At 67.4% G+C, this 20,674-nt stretch carries 17 protein-coding genes; 16 read left to right on the top strand and 1 reads right to left on the bottom strand.

Features of this window, described 5'->3' with window-relative positions:
• Positions 1-119 precede the first annotated feature (119 nt).
• The 4 genes from hrcA to dnaJ all read left to right on the top strand — a co-directional run bounded on the left by hrcA (position 120) and on the right by dnaJ (position 5,241).
• Positions 120-1,175, top strand: a complete 1,056-nt coding sequence (hrcA, locus tag HIV01_RS04340; RefSeq protein ID WP_200605115.1) for a heat-inducible transcriptional repressor HrcA — start codon at positions 120-122, stop codon at positions 1,173-1,175.
• Between the two features lie 183 nt (positions 1,176-1,358).
• On the top strand, positions 1,359-1,889 hold the full coding sequence (gene grpE, locus HIV01_RS04345; RefSeq protein WP_200605116.1) for a nucleotide exchange factor GrpE: 531 nt from the start codon (positions 1,359-1,361) through the stop codon (positions 1,887-1,889).
• A gap of 146 nt (positions 1,890-2,035) precedes the next feature.
• The gene (gene dnaK, locus HIV01_RS04350) at positions 2,036-3,946 is read left to right on the top strand and encodes a molecular chaperone DnaK (protein ID WP_200605119.1); all 1,911 of its coding nucleotides are present in this window, start codon (positions 2,036-2,038) and stop codon (positions 3,944-3,946) included.
• Between the two features lie 170 nt (positions 3,947-4,116).
• Positions 4,117-5,241, top strand: a complete 1,125-nt coding sequence (gene dnaJ / locus HIV01_RS04355; protein WP_200605120.1) for a molecular chaperone DnaJ — start codon at positions 4,117-4,119, stop codon at positions 5,239-5,241.
• Here the strand turns inward: dnaJ and HIV01_RS04360 are convergent.
• Complete coding sequence (locus HIV01_RS04360) at positions 5,179-5,973, bottom strand: glutathione S-transferase N-terminal domain-containing protein (protein ID WP_200605122.1); 795 nt, start codon at positions 5,971-5,973, stop codon at positions 5,179-5,181. The two genes, dnaJ and HIV01_RS04360, sit on opposite strands and share 63 nt — an antisense overlap.
• A 101-nt stretch (positions 5,974-6,074) precedes the next feature.
• Here HIV01_RS04360 and dapB point away from each other — a divergent pair, with 101 nt between their 5' ends.
• The 12 genes from dapB (at position 6,075) to rpfG (ending at position 20,674) form a co-directional block, all read left to right on the top strand.
• Positions 6,075-6,794 (top strand): 4-hydroxy-tetrahydrodipicolinate reductase, encoded by a 720-nt coding sequence (dapB, locus tag HIV01_RS04365; RefSeq protein ID WP_200605123.1) that lies wholly within the window; start codon positions 6,075-6,077, stop codon positions 6,792-6,794.
• Positions 6,795-7,075: 281 nt separating this feature from the next.
• Positions 7,076-8,200, top strand: coding sequence for a glutamine-hydrolyzing carbamoyl-phosphate synthase small subunit (carA, locus tag HIV01_RS04370; protein ID WP_200605126.1), 1,125 nt, complete (start codon positions 7,076-7,078; stop codon positions 8,198-8,200).
• Positions 8,197-8,763 carry a hypothetical protein gene (locus HIV01_RS04375; protein ID WP_200605127.1) on the top strand — a complete coding sequence of 189 codons (567 nt, stop codon included), beginning with the start codon at positions 8,197-8,199 and terminating at the stop codon, positions 8,761-8,763. Before carA ends, HIV01_RS04375 begins: the two co-directional genes overlap by 4 nt.
• The gene (locus HIV01_RS04380) at positions 8,763-9,203 is read left to right on the top strand and encodes a DUF6973 domain-containing protein (RefSeq protein WP_342367062.1); all 441 of its coding nucleotides are present in this window, start codon (positions 8,763-8,765) and stop codon (positions 9,201-9,203) included. The genes HIV01_RS04375 and HIV01_RS04380 overlap by 1 nt, the downstream gene beginning before the upstream one ends.
• Before the next feature lie 7 nt (positions 9,204-9,210).
• Positions 9,211-12,462: a carbamoyl-phosphate synthase large subunit gene (gene carB / locus HIV01_RS04385; RefSeq protein ID WP_200605129.1), complete on the top strand. Its 3,252-nt coding sequence runs from the start codon at positions 9,211-9,213 to the stop codon at positions 12,460-12,462.
• A gap of 119 nt (positions 12,463-12,581) precedes the next feature.
• A complete protein-coding gene (greA, locus tag HIV01_RS04390) occupies positions 12,582-13,058 on the top strand; it encodes a transcription elongation factor GreA (protein WP_200605130.1) in 477 nt (158 codons plus the stop codon).
• Positions 13,058-14,023, top strand: coding sequence for a phosphoglycerate mutase (locus HIV01_RS04395; RefSeq protein ID WP_200605131.1), 966 nt, complete (start codon positions 13,058-13,060; stop codon positions 14,021-14,023). The genes greA and HIV01_RS04395 overlap by 1 nt, the downstream gene beginning before the upstream one ends.
• The gene (gene recJ, locus HIV01_RS04400) at positions 14,020-15,735 is read left to right on the top strand and encodes a single-stranded-DNA-specific exonuclease RecJ (protein ID WP_200605132.1); all 1,716 of its coding nucleotides are present in this window, start codon (positions 14,020-14,022) and stop codon (positions 15,733-15,735) included. The genes HIV01_RS04395 and recJ overlap by 4 nt, the downstream gene beginning before the upstream one ends.
• Before the next feature lie 259 nt (positions 15,736-15,994).
• Complete coding sequence (locus HIV01_RS04405; RefSeq protein WP_200605133.1) at positions 15,995-16,624, top strand: YkvA family protein; 630 nt, start codon at positions 15,995-15,997, stop codon at positions 16,622-16,624.
• 109 nt (positions 16,625-16,733) lie between these two features.
• A protein-coding gene (prfB, locus tag HIV01_RS04410; protein ID WP_158730866.1) for a peptide chain release factor 2 occupies positions 16,734-17,862 on the top strand; the annotation gives its coding sequence in 2 pieces (ribosomal slippage) (positions 16,734-16,808 and positions 16,810-17,862; 1,128 coding nt in all).
• Between the two features lie 96 nt (positions 17,863-17,958).
• Positions 17,959-19,494: a lysine--tRNA ligase gene (lysS, locus tag HIV01_RS04415; protein ID WP_200605134.1), complete on the top strand. Its 1,536-nt coding sequence runs from the start codon at positions 17,959-17,961 to the stop codon at positions 19,492-19,494.
• A gap of 112 nt (positions 19,495-19,606) precedes the next feature.
• The gene (gene rpfG, locus HIV01_RS04420; RefSeq protein WP_200605135.1) at positions 19,607-20,674 is read left to right on the top strand and encodes a cyclic di-GMP phosphodiesterase response regulator RpfG; all 1,068 of its coding nucleotides are present in this window, start codon (positions 19,607-19,609) and stop codon (positions 20,672-20,674) included.

A 20,674-nucleotide genomic window follows, 5' to 3' on the forward strand; every position in this document is an offset into this window, starting at 1 on the left:
CGGTTGCGGCGTGATAGCGGGGGAGCGTCTCGCAGGTTCAGATCTGCGGCATCGGCCGCAATGGCCGGCGCCGAAAACCCTTGCACCGGATCGGGCCGCGACCTATCAATATGCCCGTCATGAACCGCAAACCTGCCGATCCCAGCCTCGACCCGCGTGCACGGCAGCTGTTGCGCACCCTGATCGGCCGCTACATCAACAGCGGCGAGCCGATCGGCTCGCAGACGCTGGCGCGGCACGCCGGGCTGGACGTCAGCGCGGCGACCATCCGCAACATCCTGGCCGACCTGGAAGACGCCGGCCTGCTCAGCGCGCCCCACAGCTCGGCCGGACGCGTCCCGACGCCCCAGGGCTACCGCCTGTTCGTCGACTCGCTGCTGCAGGTGCGGCCACTGCCGGACTCCGACCTAGCCCGCCTGCGCGGCGAGCTACCGGCCGGTTCCGGCACCCAGGCCCTGCTCGGCAGCGCCTCGGAGCTGCTGTCGGCGATGACCCACTTCGTCGGCGTGGTCAGCGTGCCGCGGCGCGAGCAGTTCGCCTTCCGCCGCATCGATTTCGTGCCGCTCGACGGCGCGCGTGTGCTGGCGATCCTGGTGTTCGCCGACAACGAAGTGCAGAACCGGATCGTGCAGACCCGTCGCCCGTTCGACAGTGGCGAGCTCGAGCGCGTGGCCAACTACCTGAACGCCCACTTCGCCGGGCGCACCGTGGCCGACATCCGCGCCACCCTGCTGCGCGAGCTACGCACCGCCCAGACCGAGATGCAGTCACTGCTGACGCAGTCGGTCGAGCTGGCCGAGCAGGCGCTGGCGCCGGGCGGCGACGACATGGTGCTGGCCGGACAGACCCGCCTGATGGGGCTGCAGGAACTGGCCGACCTGGACCGCCTGCGCGACCTGTTCGACGCCTTCGCCCGCAAGCGCGAGATCCTGCAGCTGCTCGAACGCACGGTGCAGGCGCCCGGCGTACGCATTTTCATTGGCGAGGAGACCGGCCTGGCGCCGCTGGAAGGGATGTCGCTGGTCACCGCCCCGTACGTTGCCGGCGGTGGCAGTGGCCAGGTACTGGGCGTCCTGGGGGTGATCGGGCCGACCCGGATGGCGTACGACCGCGTGATTCCAGTGGTCCAGGCCGCCGCCGACGCGCTCGGGGCTGCCATCCACTCCGAGTCCTGAGGGACCCGGACCCGCCGCTGCCGGGACGGGGACAGCCCCTGGCCGGCCGGAACGGCGCCTGGCCGTCGCCAACGGCGCAGTTCGTCTTGAAACCTCGCGGGGCGGCCCCATTGCTGCCCTGTCGCGCCTTGAGCGCGGATTTCCGAATTGTTTGGCGCCCTTGGCGCAGGGATGGAGCACCGCATGACCCAGATCGATCCGCAAGACACCCCCGACAACGACACCCTGGACCTTGCCAACGACGCCGACGGCGGCGATTCGCTGGCCGCGCAACTGCAGGCCGCCCGCGCCGAGCTGACGCAGCTGCGTGAGGATTCGCTGCGCGAACGCGCCGAACTCGAGAACCAGCGCAAGCGCATGGCCCGCGATATCGACATGGCGCGCAAGTTCGCCAACGAGCGCGTCCTTGGCGACCTGCTGCCGGTGATCGACAGCCTCGAGGCCGGCCTCACCATCCAGGCCGACACCGCCCAGCACCTGCGTGAAGGCATGGAGCTGACCCTGCGCCAGCTGCTCAAGGTCGTCTCCGACAACGGCCTGGTCGCGATCGACCCGGTCGGCAAGGCCTTCAACCCGGAGCACCACCAGGCGATGAGCATGGTCGAGAGCGCCGGGCATGCGCCGGGCGACGTGGTCCAGGTCTACCAGAAGGGCTGGCTGCTCAACGACCGCCTGCTGCGCCCTGCGCTGGTGGTGGTGGCCAAGCACGACTGAACGATCGGGGCAGGGCAGCGCCAGGCGAGCGACTTTGCCAACGCGGTCGCTTGAAGAGGCAACCGCCGGCCCCCAGATAACGCACATCGGCGCCACCACAGATTCGGCGCCACACCATTTCAAGCATTAGCGAGGGAGCTACACACATGGGCAAGATCATCGGTATCGATCTGGGCACGACCAATTCGTGCGTCGCGATCATGGAAGGCGGCAAGGCCAAGGTCATCGAAAACGCAGAAGGCGACCGCACCACGCCTTCGATCGTGGCCTTCACCAAGGACGGCGAAGTCCTGGTCGGCGCCTCGGCCAAGCGCCAGGCCGTCACCAATCCCAAGAACACCTTTTTCGCGGTCAAGCGCCTGATCGGCCGCAAGTTCACCGACGCCGAAGTCCAGAAGGACCTCGACCTGGTGCCGTACTCGATCGCCCAGCACGAGAACGGCGACGCCTGGGTCGCCACGGCCGACGGCAAGAACATGGCGCCGCAGCAGATCTCCGCTGAAGTGCTGGCGAAGATGAAGAAGACCGCCGAGGCCTACCTGGGCGAGACGGTCACCGAAGCGGTCATCACCGTGCCGGCGTACTTCAACGACAGCCAGCGCCAGGCGACCAAGGACGCCGGCAAGATCGCCGGCCTCGACGTCAAGCGCATCATCAACGAGCCGACCGCGGCCGCGCTGGCCTACGGCATGGACAAGAAGGGCGGCGACCGCAAGGTCGCGGTCTACGACCTCGGCGGCGGCACCTTCGACGTGTCGATCATCGAGATTGCGTCGGTCGACGGCGAGATGCAGGTCGAGGTGCTGGCCACCAACGGCGACACCTTCCTCGGTGGCGAGGACTTCGACAAGCGCGTCATCGATTACCTCGTGGAAGAATTCCAGAAGGACCAGGGCATCGACCTGCGCAAGGATCCGCTGGCCCTGCAGCGCCTGAAGGACGCGGCCGAGCGCGCCAAGATCGAGCTGTCGAGCGCGCAGCAGACCGAGGTCAACCTGCCGTACGTCACCGCTGACGCCTCCGGTCCGAAGCACCTCAACATCAAGCTGACCCGCGCCAAGCTCGAAGCCCTGGTCGAAGACCTGGTCAAGCGCACCATCGAGCCGTGCCGCATCGCCCTGAACGACGCCGGCCTGCGTGCCAGCGAGATCAGCGAAGTGATCCTGGTCGGTGGCCAGACCCGCATGCCGAAGGTGCAGCAGGCCGTGGCCGAGTTCTTCGGCAAGGAACCGCGCAAGGACGTCAATCCCGACGAGGCCGTGGCCGTGGGCGCCGCGATCCAGGGCGGCGTGCTGGCCGGCGACGTCAAGGACGTGCTGCTGCTCGACGTGACCCCGCTGTCGCTCGGCATCGAGACCCTGGGTGGCGTGTTCACCAAGATCATCGAGAAGAACACCACCATCCCGACCAAGGCCTCGCAGACCTTCAGCACCGCCGAGGACAACCAGTCCGCGGTGACCGTGCACGTGCTGCAGGGTGAGCGCGAGCAGGCCCGCTACAACAAGTCGCTGGCCCGCTTCGACCTGACCGGCATCGAGGCCGCGCCGCGCGGCATGCCGCAGGTGGAGGTGTCGTTCGACATCGACGCCAACGGCATCCTGCACGTGTCGGCCAAGGACAAGAAGACCAACAAGGAACAGAAGGTCGAGATCAAGGCCGGTTCCGGTCTGTCCGAGGACGAGATCGCCAAGATGGTCGCCGACGCGGAAGCCAACCGCGAGGAAGACCAGAAGTTCCACGAGCTGGTGCAGGCCCGCAACCACGCCGATGCGTTGATCCACAACGCCCGCAGCGCGATCAAGGACAACGGCGACAAGGTTGCCGGCGACGTGATCGGCCGCACCGAAGGCGCGATTGCCGAGCTCGAGACGGCGATGAAGGGCGACGACAAGGGCCAGATCGAGGCCAAGTCGAAGGCACTGGAGGAAGCGGCGCAATCGCTGTTCGCCGCTGCCGCCGCCGCTTCGCAGCCGGGCCAGGATGCCGGTGGCAGCGCGCCGAAGTCCGATGACGTCGTGGACGCGGAGTTCACTGAAGTCAAGGACGACAAGAAGTAAGGCGGAACTGGTAACCGGGAACGGGGAGCCGGAATGAGGACAGCGCAGCCAACGGCAGTGCTTCCGCGACCGGTTCCCCTTTCTTGCGTCCATGCCCATGCAGGCGTGGACCACGCGGTCCTTCGCTTTGACGTTTCCCCCTTACCGAGTCACCGAGTCAACCCCGGCAAATGAGCAAGCGCGATTACTACGAAGTCCTGGGCGTGGCCCGTGACGCCAGCGACGAAGACCTGAAGAAGGCCTACCGTCGCTGCGCGATGAAATACCACCCGGACCGCAATCCGGGTGACGCCGCTTCCGAAGCGTCGTTCAAGGAGTGCAAGGAAGCCTACGAGGTCCTGACCGACGGCAATCGCCGTCGCGCCTACGACCAGCACGGCCACGCTGCCTTCGAGCACGGCATGGGCGGTGGTGGTGGTGCCGGCTACGCCGACATGGGCGATATCTTCGGCGACATCTTCGGCAACATCTTTGGCGGAGGCGGCGCTGCGCGCGGCCCGCGTCGCGGTGCCGACATCGGCTACGTGATGGAGCTGACGCTGGAAGAGGCGGTTGGCGGCATCGAGAAGACGATCGAGATCCCGACCCTCGACGAGTGCGACACCTGCGACGGCACCGGCTCGGCCGACGGCAACCTCGAGACCTGCTCGACCTGCCAGGGTCGTGGCCAGGTGCGGTTCCAGCGCGGCATCTTCTCGATGCAGCAGGCCTGCCCGCACTGCGGCGGCCGCGGCAAGACCATCGCCAACCCGTGTGGCGACTGCAATGGCCAGGGGCGCGTGGAGCGCACCAAGACCTTGCAGGTGAAGATTCCCGCCGGCGTCGACAACGGCGATCGCATCCGCCTCACCGGCGAAGGCGAAGCGGGACCCGCCGGTTCGCCGCCGGGCGACCTGTACGTCGACGTGCGCGTGCGCGAGCACGAGATCTTCCAGCGCGACGGTGACGACCTGCATTGCGAAGTGCCGGTGCGCATTTCACAGGCTGCCCTGGGCGACACGATCCGTGTGCCTACGCTGGATGGCGACGTCGAGCTGCGCATTCCGGCCGAGAGCCAGACCGGAAAGCTGTTCCGCCTGCGCGACAAGGGCGTCAAATCGGTGCGCAGCCGCGCGCCGGGCGACCTGTATTGCAGGATCGTGGTCGAAACGCCGGTCAACCTGACCCCCGAGCAGCGCGAGCTGCTGGAGAAGTTCGAAGCGACCTTTGTCGGGGAGGGAGCCCGCCGCCATTCACCGCGCGCGTCCACCTTTCTGGACGGGGTGAAGGGCTTCTGGGATCGCATGACGTCCTGAGCCTGGGTGGGAGTGGCTTGCAACGAGCCGCTCCCGCCACCGCAGCAGATCCTCGAATTCCGTGGCCAGCGCCGCATCGCTCCAGCAGCGGCGCGTGGCCGGGCCCAGTGGTGGCTTGATCTTCGCGGCGGGCGCGATGCCCTCCAGCACGACGGCCATGGTTATGTCGGCGTAGCTGAAGCTGCCCAGCAGGTAATCGCAACCCGACGCTTGAAGTCCCGCACGCGTGCGCTCCATTGCGATCCGCAGCGATCCCGGCACCAGCAAATGCCGGTATTTGCGATCGAGGCGCCGCGCGGCGTCGCGGGCGACGAAGCGCAATGGTTGCCGCAGCGGCTGCGGAAGCACCGAAGCAGACGCCTCATCGAGCGCGTTCGGATCGGCCAGCACGCAACTCACGACGCGGCTGCGCGCTTCGGCTAGCGCCGCCTCGCTCAGTTCGTTCCACGGCGCGATCGCGTCGAAGTCGCCGAGCCGGTCGTCGCCGGCCGAAGCGGCGGCGAAGCGGGCGATGTCCCACGAGCCGCGAATCACCTCTGAACCAGCCAGCAGGACGGGCACCGACACCGTCCCCGTCCATTGCCGCATCCGCCAGCGCAGCCAGGGTTCGCTCAACGTGGGCGTGTACTCGCGGTAGGCGAAGTCGACAGCGCAGACCTGCAGCGCCCAGCGTGCTTTCTGCGTCCACGGCGAGAAGGCTTCGCCAATCAGTAGTGCCTGGGGTGACGACACGGTCGTGCTCCGGCATGGACGCTGGCGGATTATTACCATTCGCAATCGCCATTCGGACAGTTCGCTTGTCCACGCGGCCGTGTTGCGATTAGCCTGCGCGCATGAATGAATCGAATCCGCCCGTCCGCGTGCTGATCCACGGCGTCACCGGCCGCATGGGCCAGGCCCTGCTGCGGCTTGCCGCCGAGCGCGACGATATCGTCGTGGTTGCCGCGGTGTCGCGCTCGCAACCTTCGCAACGCGTGGTCGATGGCGTGCCGCATTTCGCCGCGGCGGAACTGCCGGGCGTGCCGCCGTTCGATGTCGCCATCGATTTCAGCCTGCCGCAGGGTTTCGACGCGATCCTCGATCTGTGCGCGCACCGTGGGGCGGCGCTCGTCTCGGGCACGACCGGTCTGGAAGACGCACAGCGCCATGCCCTGGATTCGGCCGCCGGGCGCATCGCGCTGCTGTGGGCGGCGAACTTCAGCCTCGGCGTGGCGGTGCTCAGCGAACTTGTCGAGCGGGCCGCGGCCGCGCTGCCCGGCTGGGATTGCGACATCGTCGAATCGCATCACGTGCACAAGAAGGACGCGCCGTCGGGCACGGCCCTGGCATTGGGTGCGAGCGCGGAGCAGGGCGGGGCACAGCCGCGCTACGCCTCGCTGCGCGCCGGCGACATCGTCGGTGAGCACCTGGTGCAGTTCGCCGCGCCAGGCGAGCGCATCGAGCTGGTGCACCGGGCGACCAACCGCGACATCTTCGCCCGCGGCGCGTTGCATGCAGCGGCCAGGCTGGCGGCGAAGGCGCCCGGTCAGTACCGCCTGCGTGATTTGCTCTGAGCCGTCAAAGGCGGCATGTGAGCGCTGTGGAGGGGCGCAAGCCCCGCTACAGGTCCTCGCCGGACCCTCGCGAGCCTGAAGGAACTCTCGCCGCCATTCATTCAAGGCTGGCGTCCGGGGCCGCGGACCGCTAGAATTCCCGCTCGCCTGAACCCCTTCCGTCGGACCGGTCCCGCACCGCGTCCGCGCTTTGCTGCAGGCCGGTTTTTGCCGACTCAGGCATTCCGGCGGATGCGCAGCGGTGGGGGTGTCAGCACCCCCCGGCAGCCAAGGCGATCCCCGTGACCCAACCCGCAATCCTCGCACTCGAAGACGGCACCATCTTCGAGGGCGTTTCCGTAGGCGCGCCCGGCCTTTCGGTCGGCGAAGTCGTGTTCAACACGGCCATCACCGGCTACCAGGAAATCCTCACCGACCCGTCGTATGCGCGCCAGATGGTGACGCTGACGTATCCGCACATCGGCAACACCGGCTGCACCGACCAGGACGACGAGGCCGCGCAGGCCTGGGCTGCCGGCCTGATCGTGCGCGACGTGCCGCGTCGCCCGAGCAACTGGCGCAGCCAGGTGTCGCTGCCGGATTGGCTGGCCAAGCGCGGCATCGTCGCCATCGCCGACATCGACACGCGCAAGCTGACCCGCATCCTGCGCGAGAAGGGTGCGCAGAACGGTGCGCTGATGGCCGGCGAGATCAATGTCGAGAAGGCGCTGGAAGCCGCGCGCAAGTTCCCCGGCCTCAAGGGCATGGACCTGGCCAAGGAAGTGACCACGGCCAAGAGCTACGAGTGGACCGACGGCCAGCTCGACCTGGACCGCAACGAGTTCGTCAAGGCGCCGCCGCGTTTCCACGTCGTCGCCTACGACTACGGCGTCAAGCACAACATCCTGCGCATGCTCGCCGAGCGCGGCTGCCGCCTGACCGTGGTGCCGGCGCAGACGCCGGCCGCGGACGTGTTCGCACTCAAGCCTGATGGTGTGTTCCTGTCCAACGGCCCGGGCGATCCGGAGCCGTGCGACTACGCGATCAAGGCAATCGGCGAGTTCATCAAGGCGAAGATCCCGACCTTCGGCATCTGCCTGGGCCACCAGCTGCTGGCGCTGGCCAGCGGCGCCAAGACGATGAAGATGGGCACCGGCCACCACGGCGCCAACCATCCGGTCCAGGACCTCGACAGCGGCCGGGTGATGATCACCTCGCAGAACCACGGCTTCGCGGTCGATGAACCGACCCTGCCGGCCAACGTGCGCGTGACCCACCGCTCGCTGTTCGACGGCACCAACCAGGGCATCGCCCTGACCGATGCCCCGGCCTTCAGCTTCCAGGGTCACCCGGAAGCCAGCCCTGGCCCGCACGACGTCGCTCCGCTGTTCGATCGCTTCGTGGCGATGATGGAGCAGGCCAAGTGACCCAGGCGCTGCGCCGCGTGGCTGCGGTCGCACTGATGCTGCTGCCCGTCGTGGCCGCGGCAGCCGTGCCGTCCGACAGCCAGGTGGTGCGGGTCCAGCAACTGCTGGGTTTCGACGAAGCGTTCGCGCTGACCATGGACGAGAAGTTCGACCGCTCGCCGGAGCTGTCGCACTACAGCAACAGCGAGCGCACCTGCGTCAGCGGACTGGTCCGGCCGGCGTTCGCCGGTGCAATGAACAACGCGTTCCGCGACCTGTTCGGCGATGCCGCGGTGGTCGAGGACTGGGAGCGCTTCGCGCAGACGCCGGGCGGTGCGCGCTTCATGGAGTTCGTCCGCAGCGGCGTGGTCGCGACCGTGCGCAATCAGCCGCGCCCGGAGCCGGAACAGTTCATGGACGGACTGACGCCCGCGCAGCTGGATGACGTGGCCAAGTTCATGTCCAGTCCGGCGGCGGCGGTGCTCAAGCGTGATTTCCCGGAAGTGGACCTGCCGCAGGAGCAGCAGGCAACGCTGGCGGCGAAAGTGCAGTCGCAGTGCGGTGTGGAGTTGCCCAAGGCGTGATGGGCATCGTCGTCGCCAAGGCTGAGCGCCGCCGCTGGCGTCGCTGGTTTCTGGCAGCGGCTGTGTTGGGTGCGTATCCGGCGTTCGTGATGGTCGCCGTGTACGCGCAGTTCTTCGCGGTCGGCCTTCCCGGCGGTCGCAACGGCCCGGCCGATGCCTACCGGCACACGCTGGCCAGCGCGATCGTGGCCTACACGCTGTCGCCGCGCTGCGTCGACTGGGTGACGCAGGTGATGGAGCGGGGCGGGCAGGGAAATGCCGCACGTGCGATGGATGCGCACAACAACCGGATCGGTGCGCGCATCGGCGCCACCGCCGGCAGCTGGAATTCGATGCAGCAGGCGGTGCTTGCTGCGATTCACAACGGCGCGGTCGATGCCCGATCCGCCGAGCAGATCACCTGGCTCGCGCCCCCCGCGTGGCAGGAACGACTTTACTGAGGACACCATGCCCAAGCGCACCGACATCAAGACCGTCCTGATCATCGGCGCTGGCCCGATCGTGATCGGCCAGGCCTGCGAATTCGATTATTCAGGCGCCCAGGCATGCAAGGCCCTGCGTGACGAGGGTTACCGCGTGGTGCTGGTCAATTCCAACCCCGCCACCATCATGACCGACCCGAACATGGCCGACGCCGTGTACATCGAGCCGATCAACTGGCAGACGGTCGAGAAGATCATCGCCAAGGAGCGCCCGGATGCGCTGCTGCCGACGATGGGCGGCCAGACCGCGCTGAACTGCGCGCTCGACCTGGCCGACAACGGCGTGCTGGAGAAGTACAACGTCGAACTGATCGGCGCCTCGCGCGATGCGATCCGCATGGCCGAAGACCGCGAGCTGTTCCGCGTCGCCATGGCCGAGATCGGCCTGGAGTGCCCGAAGGCGGAAGTCGCGCGCAGCTTCGAACAGGCCGTCGACATCCAGACCCGCGTCGGCTACCCGACCATCATCCGTCCGTCGTTCACGCTCGGCGGTACTGGCGGCGGCATCGCCTACAACAAGGAAGAGTTCGAGGAGATCGCCAAGCGCGGCCTCGAGCTGTCGCCCGTGCACGAGATCCTGGTCGAGGAGTCGGTGCTGGGCTGGAAGGAATTCGAGATGGAAGTGGTCCGCGACAAGGCGGACAACTGCATCATCGTGTGCTCGATCGAGAACTTCGACGCGATGGGCGTGCACACCGGCGACTCGATCACCGTGGCACCGGCACAGACCCTGACCGACAAGGAATACCAGCGCCTGCGCGATGCCTCGATCGCGGTGCTGCGCAAGATCGGTGTCGACACCGGCGGTTCCAACGTGCAGTTCGGCATCAACGCCAAGGACGGTCGCGTCGTCGTCATCGAGATGAACCCGCGCGTGTCGCGTTCCTCGGCGCTGGCGTCCAAGGCCACCGGCTTCCCGATCGCCAAGATCGCCGCCAAGCTCGCCATCGGTTACACGCTCGACGAGCTGCGCAACGAGATCACCGGCGGTGCCACCCCGGCCTCGTTCGAACCGACGATCGACTACGTCGTCACCAAGATCCCGCGCTTCGCCTTCGAGAAGTTCCCGCAGGCCGACGCCCGCCTGACCACGCAGATGAAGTCGGTGGGCGAGGTGATGGCGATGGGCCGCACCTTCCAGGAGTCGCTGCACAAGGCCCTGCGTGGCCTGGAGACCGGCAAGGTCGGCCTCGACCCGACCGGCCTGGACCTGGCCAGCGAGCAGGACCTGGCGACGCTGCGCCGCGAGCTCAAGGAGCCGGGCCCGGAGCGCATGTTCTTCATCGGCGACGCCTTCCGCGCCGGCATGAGCGTGGAAGACGTCCATGCGATGTCGTTCGTGGACCCGTGGTTCCTCGACCTGATCGAAGAGCTCATTGCCGCCGAGAAGCAGGTCGCCGAAGCCGGCCTGTCCGCGCTCGACAAGAACCGCATGCGCGCACTCAAGCGCATGGGCTTCTCCGACGCGCGCCTGGCGCAGCTGACCGGCACCGACGAGACCGCCGTGCGCACCCTGCGTCGCGCCTTTGGCGTGCGCCCAGTGTACAAGCGCGTGGACTCCTGCGCGGCCGAGTTCGCCACCACCACCGCTTACATGTACTCGACCTACGAGGACGAGTGCGAAGCCAACCCGACCAACCGCGACAAGATCATCGTGCTTGGCGGCGGTCCCAACCGCATCGGCCAGGGCATCGAGTTCGACTACTGCTGCGTGCATGCCGCGCTCGCCCTGCGCGAGGACGGCTATGAAACCATCATGGTCAACTGCAACCCGGAGACGGTCTCGACCGACTACGACACCTCCGATCGCCTGTACTTCGAGCCGCTCACCCTCGAGGACGTGCTCGAGATCGCCGATCTGGAGAAGCCCAAGGGCGTGATCGTCCAGTACGGCGGCCAGACCCCGCTGAAGCTCGCACGTGCGCTTGAAGCCAACGGCGTGCCGATCGTCGGCACCAGCCCGGACAGCATCGACCTGGCCGAGGACCGCGAACGCTTCCAGAAGCTGGTGCAGGACCTGGGCCTGGCGCAGCCGCTCAACCGCACCGCGCGCAATCCTGATGAGGCGCTGCTGCTGGCATCGCAGATCGGCTACCCGCTGGTGGTGCGCCCGAGCTACGTGCTCGGCGGCCGCGCGATGGAAATCGTCTACGGCGACTCCGACCTGACGCGCTACATCCGCGACGCGGTCAAGGTCTCCAATGACTCGCCGGTGCTGCTCGACCGCTTCCTCGACAACGCCGTGGAAGTCGACGTCGATGTCATCGCCGACAAGGATGGCAACGTCCTGATCGGCGGCGTGATGGAGCACATCGAGGAAGCCGGCGTGCACTCGGGTGACTCCTCGTGCTCGCTGCCGCCGTACTCGCTGACCCCGGCCGTGCAGGACAAGCTGCGCGACCAGGTGCGGGCGCTGGCCAAGTCGCTCAAGGTCGTCGGCCTGATGAACACCCAGTTCGCGATCACCTTCGATGAGCAGGGCAAGGAAACGATCTACCTGATCGAAGTGAACCCGCGTGCGTCGCGCACGGTGCCGTTCGTGTCGAAGGCGACCGGCATGGCGCTGGCCAAGATCGCGGCACGCTGCATGGTCGGCCAGACCCTGGCGTCGCAGGGCGCCACCAAGGAGATCATCCCGGAGTACTACTCGGTCAAGGAAGCGATCTTCCCGTTCGCCAAGTTCCAGGGCGTCGACCCGATCCTCGGACCGGAGATGCGTTCCACCGGTGAAGTGATGGGCGTGGGCCGCAACTTCGGCGCGGCGATGGCGCGCGCGCAGGAAGCCGGCGGCATCAAGGCGCTGCCGCAGGGCGGCAAGGTGTTCGTGTCGGTGCGCGATCCGGACAAGACCCGCGTGCTGCCGGTTGCCCAGGACCTGGTCAAGCGCGGCTACAGCCTGGTCGCCACCGAGGGCACGCATGCCTTCCTGACCGCGCAGGGCATCAACTGCGAGCGCATCAACAAGGTCACCGAGGGCCGTCCGCACGTGGTTGACCTGATCAAGAACGGCGAGCTGGTCTACATCGTCAACACCACCGAAGGCCGCCAGGCGATCAACGACTCGTTCTCGATCCGCCGCGAAGCGCTGCAGCATCGCGTGACCTATTCGACGACGGTGTCGGGCGCGCGTGCGCTGGTCAACTCGCTCGAGTACCGCGGCACGGGTCCGGTGTGGTCGTTGCAGGAACTGCACAAGGAAATCGACGGCGCGGCGTAACGCCGGCACCGGAGTCCGTCATCCCCGCCTGCGCGGGGATGACGGACTGACACCTTCTGATAGAGAATCGGCTATCGAAGCCGTAGCCGGCCGTTGGGCCGGATCCAAAGGAAACTGCAATGCGAGCACCCATCACCCTGCACGGCGCCCAGCGCCTGCGCGCCGAGCTTGAAGAACTGAAGTCGGTCAAGCGTCCGGCCGTGATCAATGCGATCTCCGAGGCACGCGCCCATGGCGATCTCAAGGAGAACGCCGAGTACCACGCCGCACGCGAGCAGCAGGGCTTCATCGAAGGCCGCATCAAGCAGCTCGAAGCCGAGCTGTCGCACGCGCAGATCATCGATGTTGCGTCGCTGAATGCCGGTTCGCGCGTCGTGTTCGGCGCCAAGGTCGAGCTGGCCGACAGCGAGACCGACGAAGAGCGCAGCTACCAGATCGTTGGCGACCTGGAAGCGGACATCAAGCAGGGCCTGATCGCGATCTCGTCGCCGGTCGCGCGTGCGCTGATCGGCAAGCACGAAGGCGACACGGTGACGATCGAAGCGCCAGGCGGCATCCGCGAGTACGAGATCGTCGGCGTCAGTTACGCCGGCTGATGGTTACCCTTCTGCTGCCGGCACGCGATCGTTTCGGCGGCCAGCGGCTCTCGCCCGCCACCGGCAAGGCCCTCGCCCGCGCCGACCGCAGCCAGGCGGCAGCAGATCCCTCCCCGGACGGACGCGCGCAGATGGCGCGCGTGCTCGACGTGCTCCCGCGCGGCTGGCCGGTCGCCGCTGCCGCCCGCCAGCGCGACTCCGGCGATGCCGCCAACGCGGTCTGGCTGCGTGCCGATCCGGCCTACGTGCAGCCGGACATCAACGGTGCGCGACTGCTGTCGTACGGCCAGGCCCTGGGCCTGACGGCCGCCGATGCGGCCACGTTGCTGCGTCCGCTGAAGCCATTGTTCGGCGACGCCGGCTTCCCGATCGACGCGCCGGTGCCGTCGCGCTGGTACCTGCGGCTGCCACTGGGCGCGAAGCTTCCCGAGTTCACCTCACCTGAGCAGGCGCTCGGCGCCGACATGTTCGACCAGTTGCCGGAAGGCAACGAAGGTCGCCGCTGGCGTGCCTTGCTCAGCGAAGCCCAGGTCGTGCTTCACAATCACCCGCTCAATGCCGAGCGCGCCGCGGCTGGCCTGGCGCCGGTCAACTCGCTCTGGTTCTGGGGCGCCGGAATCCTGCCCGACCACGTCCGCACCGGCTTTGCCCGCGTTGCCAGCGATGACGAGGCACTGACGGCGCTGGCCGCGATGGCTGGCGCCAAGGTCGATGCACGTCCGCCTTCGTGGCCCGGCGGTGACGGGAACGCGTTGTTCGACCTGCGCGATGCGCGCGACCTGGCGCTGCTGGAGCGCGACTGGTTCGCGCCGCTGGTTTCGGCGCTGGCGCAGGGCAACATCGATGGCCTGCAGTTCGACTTCGCCGACGGTGCCCGCTACGACCTTGCGCGCAGTCAGCGCTGGCGCTTCTGGCGCAAGCCGTTGCACTCGTTCATTGCCACCACGGCCGGCAACACTGCATGAAGCCGCAAGCCAGGCTGCGCCGGCGCAAATGCGAGCAGGTCGGCCAATGGCCCGACACCTTGTCGCCGCTGCTGCGTCGCCTGTATGCGGCGCGCGGTGCGACCAGCATCGAGCAGGCGCAGCCGCGCCTGGCCAACCTGCTGGCGCCCGATGAGCTGGGTGGCCTCGACGCCGCCGTGTCGCTGTTGTCGGCCGCAATCGCCGAGGATCGCCACATCGTGGTGGTCGGTGATTTCGATTGCGATGGAGCGACCGCCTGCGCTGTCGGCGTACGCGGTCTGCGCATGCTCGGTGCGCGTCGTGTCTCGCACGCCGTGCCCAATCGGATGGTTCACGGTTATGGCCTGTCGCCGGCCCTGGTGGAGGAGCTGGCGGCGTTGCAGCCAGAGCTGCTGGTGACGGTCGATCACGGCATCGCCTGCCACGCCGGCATCGCCGCGGCCAAGGCCCGCGGCTGGAAGGTGCTGGTCACCGACCACCACCTTCCTGGTGATCAGTTGCCGCCGGCCGACGCCATCGTCGATCCGAACCTGCACGGCGATCCATTCCCGAGCAAGGTGCTGGCTGGCGTCGGCGTCATGTTCTACGTATTGCTGGCGCTTCGCCGTCACCTGCGCGTGCAGGGGGCGTTCGCCGGCCAGGGGCCGGACCTGACGACGCTGCTCGACCTGGTCGCTGTCGGCACCGTCGCCGACCTGGTGCCACTGGACGCGAACAATCGCGCGCTTGTCGCCGCCGGTCTGCGCCGACTGCGCGCGGGGCAGGGAAGCGTCGGCCTTCGCGCCCTGATCGAAGTGGCGCAGCGCGACGCCGGTCGCCTTACCGCCTCCGACATCGGCTATGCCGTGGCCCCGCGACTCAATGCGGCCGGGCGCCTGGAGGACATGGCGCTCGGCATCGAATGCCTGTTGACCGACGACCTGGCGCGGGCGCGCGACATCGCCGCCACGTTGAACGAGATCAACAGCGAACGCCGTGCCGTGCAGCAGCAGATGACCGACGAGGCCGAGCAGGCGCTGGCGCGCGTGAGCGTGATAGAGCAAAGCGCGCGCAGCGCGGTCTGTCTCTACGACGCGCAATGGCATCCGGGCGTGGTCGGGCTGGTGGCGTCGAAGATGAAGGAGCGGCTGCATCGCCCCGTCATCGCCTTCGCGCCGGCCGAACCGGGAAGCGACACGTTGCGTGGCTCGGCGCGATCGATCCCGGGGTTCCATATCCGCGATGCGCTGGCCGATGTCGCCGCGCGCCATCCGACGCTGATCGAGCGTTTCGGCGGCCATGCGATGGCGGCAGGTTTGTCCCTGCGCGCCGAAGCCTATCCGGCGTTCGCCAGCGCTTTCGAGCAGGTCGCCCAGGCGGCACTGACGCCGGAACTGTTGCAGGCCGATGTGCTCAGCGATGGCGAGCTGGGGGTTGCCGATTTCAACCGCGCCAGTGCCGAGGCGCTGCGTGACGGCGGTCCGTGGGGGCAGGGCTTTGCGGAGCCGCAGTTCGATGGCGAGTTCGACGTGGTGAGCTGGCGCGTCGTCGGCGAACGCCACCTCAAGCTTGTCCTCGGGTTTGCCGGCGTGCAGTTGAATGCGATCGAGTTCGGCGGCTGGCTGGGCCACGCGCCGCCAGGTCGTCTGCGCATTGCCTATCGCCTGGAACCCGATGACTACCGGGGCGGCGATGCCGTGCAACTGGTGGTTGTGCACAGTGAGCCTGCGTAGGACTGCACCTGCCGCTCTGTGGCTTCCAGCCTGCGCGGTTGCGCACCGGTGGCCGGCCGAGAGAAGTGGATCGCGACGTGATACGTGCGGCAGCAGACTTACCGGTGAGGCCACTTTCCGCGCTGGCGGCGAAGCTGGGCGGGGCGGCCCGGGCTGGCCGGCGCCGTCGACGGGCTGCCGCCGGGACCGGCATTGACGCGGATTCAACAAACAAGTCCCTAGGCTGACTGGATCGCCTTCACCGACCACGGAGCAAGCCATGTCGTTGACCCTCACGATCGACTTCTCGGACGAGGACCTGGAACGGTTCACCGGCCAGATCGAAGCCGCCAAGAAGGACGCGGAAAACAAAAGCAACGACGAGATCGTGGCGGCCGCCACCGTGCTGCTGGAAAAGGCACAGCAGGGCAATCCGCCAACCTTCGTGAAGCAGCGCCTGCCGGCCCTGGGCACGCTGATCGCGATGCTGCGCGACGAGGCCTGGGCGCTGTCGGACGAGGACTCGGTGCGCGTGCGTGCCGCCCTCAACTACCTGGCGGCGCCGATCGACATCATCCCCGACGACGTCCCGGTGTTCGGCTTCCTCGACGACGCGGTCATGATCGAGCTGTGCGCGCGCAAGCTGTCGCATGAGATCGAGGCCTATGACGATTTCTGCGAGTTCCGTGAGCGCGAGGCCGAGCGGCGTGGCCTGAAGCCCGAAACCGTCGGTCGTGCGGACTGGCTGCAGGGGCGCCGGGACGAGCTCCAGGAGCGCATGCACCGCCGCCGCGGGCGCGAGTCCGGGCGTGGCTTCGGCCAGGGGTATGGCTCCAGCAGCGGCTACGGCAGCCCGGTCAGCCGTTACACGGACAACAGCTGGCGTCCGGGTCCGTTCAAGTTCCGCTGACGGCGCCGTCCGGTTGCGAGTCATGGGGCAGGGGGTGCGGGTCCCGGCAGGACCCGGGTCGCCCCTTGGCTGCTACAATTTGCGGTTCCTTTGACCGCACCGCACGGACATGATCGAACTCAATCCCGTCCGCCAGCGCATCGCCGACCTCACCGGTCGCCTCGATTCGCTTAGGGGGTATCTTTGACTACGACAGCAAAGTCGAACGTCTCGAAGAAGTAAACCGCGAACTCGAAAGCCCCGACATCTGGAACGACTCCGAGCGTGCCCAGGGCTTGGGCCGTGAGCGCTCCTCCCTGGAAAAGGTCGTCGATGGCATCCGCAACCTCACCGACGGTCTCGTCGGCGCGGGCGAGCTGCTGGAGCTGGCCGAAATGGAAGACGACGAGGGCACCGCACTGGCGGTGGTCGACGACGTCGAGCGCTACGCCAAGGAAGTCGAGAAGCTCGAGTTCCGTCGCATGTTCTCCGGCAAGATGGACGCGGCCAACGCCTTTGTCGACATCCAGGCCGGCGCCGGTGGCACCGAGGCCCAGGACTGGGCCGAGATCCTGCTGCGCATGTACCTGCGCTGGTGCGAATCGCGCGGCTGGAAGACCGAGCTGATGGAAGTCAGCGGCGGTGACGTCGCCGGCATCAAGTCGGCCACGCTGCGCGTCGAGGGCGATTTCGCCTACGGCTGGCTCAAGACCGAGACCGGCGTGCACCGCCTGGTGCGCAAGTCGCCGTTCGACTCCGACAACCGCCGCCACACCAGCTTCACCTCGGTGTTCGTGTCGCCTGAAGTCGACGACAACATCGACATCGACATCAACCCGGCCGACCTGCGCACCGACGTCTACCGCTCCTCCGGCGCCGGTGGCCAGCACGTCAACAAGACCGAATCGGCGGTGCGCATCACGCACATACCGTCCGGCATTGTCGTGGCCTGCCAGACCGGCCGCAGCCAGCACCAGAACCGCGACAACGCGATGAAGATGCTGGCCGCCAAGCTGTACGAGCTCGAGATCCAGAAGCGCAACGCCGAGCGCGATGCGGTCGAGGCGACCAAGTCCGACATCGGCTGGGGCAGCCAGATCCGCAATTACGTGCTCGACCAGAGCCGCATCAAGGACCTGCGCACCGGCATCGAGCGCAGCGACACGCAGAAGGTCCTCGATGGCGACCTCGACGAGTTCGTCGAAGCCAGCCTGAAATCGGGCCTGGAAGCGGGCTCCAAGCGCGCCGACGCAGTCTGATCTGAATTGCCATGCCTGCATTGGCATGCGTACATTGCCGTCGTTCCCACTCCGCGGGAACGGCGGAACTCCACCCCTCAGCTAGACCAAGAACCCATGACCGACCAGCCCACGCCCCAGACGCACACCGACGGCACCGCGCCGGACGAGAACCGGCTCATCGCCGAGCGTCGCGCCAAACTCACGGCGCTGCGCGGGCAGGGCATCGCATTCCCCAACGACTTCCGCCGTGCCGACTTCGTCGGCGACCTGCAGGACGCCTACGCCGATGCCGAGCAGTGGACGGCCGAGGCGCTGGATGGCAAGCGCCACCGCGTCGCCGTTGCCGGCCGCGTTCTGCTCAAGCGCGACATGGGCAAGGCCGGTTTCGCGCAGATCCAGGACGAGTCGGGTCGCCTGCAGCTGTGGCTGAAGAAGGACCTGCTGGGCGACGCCTATGAGGTGTTCAAGGAACTCGACCTGGGCGACATCGTCTCCGCCGAGGGCGAGCTGACGCGCACCCGTACCGGCGAGCTGTCGCTCAAGGCCGAAAGCCTGCGCCTGCTGACCAAGGCGCTGCGCCCGCTGCCGGACAAGTTCCACGGCATGGCCGACGTCGAGCAGCGCTACCGCCAGCGTTACGTCGACCTGATCGTGACCCCCGAGGCACGCGACGTCTTCGTCAAGCGCTCCAAGATCATCCGCGCCATGCGCGCCTGGCTCGACGCCCGACGCTTCCTCGAGGTCGAGACGCCGATGATGCATTACATCCCCGGCGGCGCCGCTGCAAAACCATTCGTCACCCATCACAACGCGCTCGACCTCGAGCTCTACCTGCGCGTGGCGCCGGAGCTGTACCTCAAGCGCCTGGTCGTCGGCGGCCTGGAGCGCGTCTACGAGATCAACCGCAACTTCCGCAACGAGGGCGTGTCGACCCGGCACAACCCCGAGTTCACGATGCTCGAGCTGTACGAGGCCTACGCCACCTACACCGAGATCATGGACCTGACCGAAGGCGTGATCCGCGACGTCGCCCAGAGCGTGCTGGGCACCACGAAGCTCCACTGGGAAGGCCACGACATCGACGTCGGCCCGGCCTTCCGTCGCTGGTCGATGACCGATGCCGTGCTCGAGCACAACCCGGAGATCGCCCGCGAGGACCTGCGCGATGTCGCGAAGATGCGTGCGCATTGCGCCCGTCTGGGCATCCAGGCCAAGCCGGGCAACGGCTGGGGCAAGCTGCTGCTGGACATCTTCGAGAAGACCGTCGAGCACACCCTGGTGCAGCCGACCTTCATCGTCGACCACCCGGTCGAGGTCAGCCCGCTGGCCCGCGCCAGCGATCGCGACCCGGAGCTGACCGACCGCTTCGAACTGTTCATCAATGGCAAGGAACTGGCCAACGGCTTCTCCGAGCTCAACGACCCCGAGGACCAGGCCGAGCGTTTCCGCGCCCAGGTCGAGGCCAAGGAGGGCGGCGACGACGAGGCCATGCACTTCGATGCCGACTACATCCGTGCCCTGGAGGTCGGCCTGCCGCCCACCGGCGGCCTGGGCATCGGCATCGACCGCCTGGTGATGCTGATGACCGGTTCGACCTCGATCCGCGACGTGCTGCTGTTCCCGTACATGCGTCCGGAGACCGGCGGCTGAGCCTGAACCGCCAACGCCGGCTTACTGGTCTGGTGCACCGGACCCTGCGGACAATCGCGCCGCGGGGTATCCTCGGTGCCGAGGCCACCACAGGGGGTGGCGGCTCTAATGGATGTCTGGTGTGAACGTCGTCATCGTTGATGATCAAACCTCCGCGCGCACCATGCTGCGCCACATCATTGAGGACATATCCTCCGAACTGAGGGTTTCGGACTTCGGGGATCCTGAAGCCGCCCTCGGCTGGTGCGAGATCAACCAGCCCGACCTGTTGCTGCTGGACTACCGCATGCCGGCCCTGGACGGACTCGAGTTCGCCAGGCGCTTCCGCCGCCTGCCGATGCACCGCGACATCCCGATCATCCTGGTGACCGTGGTCGGCGACGAGCCGGTGCGACAGGCTGCGCTGGAAGCGGGCGTCATTGATTTCCTGGTCAAGCCGGTGCGCCCGCGCGAACTGCGCGCGCGTTGCCGCAACCTGTTGCAGCTGCGACAGCAGTCGGAGAACGTCAAGCAGCGTGCGCTGTCGCTGGAACAACGCCTGCTGTCGAGCATGCACGAGGTCGAGGAGCGCGAGCGCGAGACGCTGTCGCGACTGGCGCGCGCGATCGAGTATCGCGATGCCGGCACCAGCGCCTACCTGGAACGCATGGCCCATGTCGCCGGCCTGATCGCCGAGCAACTGGGCATGTTCGAGGACGAGGTTCGGGTCATCGAAATGGCCGCGCCGCTGCACGATATCGGCAAGATCGCCATCCCCGATGCGGTGCTGATGAAATCCGGACCGCTGACGGAAGACGAGACCGCCGTGATGCGCCGTCACCCGCGCATCGGCTACGAACTGCTCAGCGGCAGTCAGAACCGTTTCATCCAGGCCGGCGCGCTGATCGCCCTGCGTCATCACGAACGTTACGACGGCAGCGGCTATCCTGACGGCCTGGTGGGCGAGGAAATTCCGTTGGAAGCCAGGATAGTGGCGGTCGCGGATGTCTTCGATGCGCTGATTTCGCCGCGGCCCTACAAGAAGGCCTGGGACGCGGATGCGGCGCTTGGCTACCTGTACGCGCAGCGTGGACGCTTGTTCGACCCGCGCTGCGTCGACGCCCTGATCCGCTCCCGCGAGCGGCTCGAGGATATCTGTAACCGCTTCTCTACGGTTTCCGCACGCCCCGGCATGGAGTAG

It is taken from the genome of Lysobacter arenosi (assembly GCF_016613475.2).
Classification (GTDB): Bacteria; Pseudomonadota; Gammaproteobacteria; order Xanthomonadales; family Xanthomonadaceae; genus Lysobacter_J; species Lysobacter_J arenosi.